Raw genomic sequence first — 778 nt, 5'->3', positions numbered from 1 at the left:
GGCGCACCGCGGTCGCTGTGATGAATGCAGCCCGCAGGTGGTCGTCGCAACTGGACTGCTGCGGCCAGCGCCGCCAGTGCCAAGCTCGTGTCGATCTCGCGCGAGATCGCGTAGCCCACCACCTTTCGACTGCACGCGTCCAGGATCGCCGCCAGAAAGCAGAACTGCTCACCGATGCGGATGTAGGTCATGTCGGCCACCCAGACCATGTCAGGCCTGGGCGGCACGACATTGCCGTACAGGTTGGGCGAGACGGCATTGGCGTGCTGGCTGTCGGTCGTGCGCACGAAGCGGCGCTTTGGCTGCACGCCCAGTCCATGCGTGCGCATCAAGCGCGCCACCCGCTTGTGGTTGACGCAGTGGCCGCGCCGCCTGAGCTCATGCGTGATGCGTCGATAGCCATAGCTGGGCCACGCCTCACGCACTTGCCCAATCAGCTCGACAAGGCTCTCATCGCTGAGCGCATCAGCGTTGGCGCTGGCGCGGTAGTAGTAGGTGCTGCGCGGCAGCTCGATCACTTGGCATCCCCGTCGTACGGAGCAGCCGGCGGGCCGCTGATGATCGAGCAGTTGGCGTTGTCGCTCACGAGGCGCAGGCGTGGAGTTTTTTTCAGCAGGTCCACCTCCATGGTGAGCTGGCCGATCTTGCGCTCGAGCGCCGCAATCTTGGCTTCGTACTCGGCCACCATGATGGGATCGGGCGCCTGCCCTTCCAAGCGTCCGTCGTCGAAGCGTGTCAGCCATGTCTGGATCAGCGCCGCCGAGAGCTTGTACTTGCG

2 protein-coding genes are annotated in these 778 nt (G+C 64.9%); both read right to left on the bottom strand.

Going from position 1 to position 778, the window contains the following annotated elements:
* Nucleotides 1–569: IS3 family transposase (locus tag ACT54X_RS28770; RefSeq protein ID WP_476350052.1), on the bottom strand; the 569-nt coding region annotated here is incomplete at its 3' end.
* On the bottom strand, nt 515–778 hold a 264-nt coding region (locus ACT54X_RS28765), incomplete at its 5' end, for a transposase (protein WP_476350050.1). The genes ACT54X_RS28770 and ACT54X_RS28765, both read right to left, overlap by 55 nt.

It is taken from the genome of Pseudacidovorax sp. DMC4 (assembly GCF_056314265.1).
This window is presented reverse-complemented; position numbering and strand designations above follow the sequence as displayed.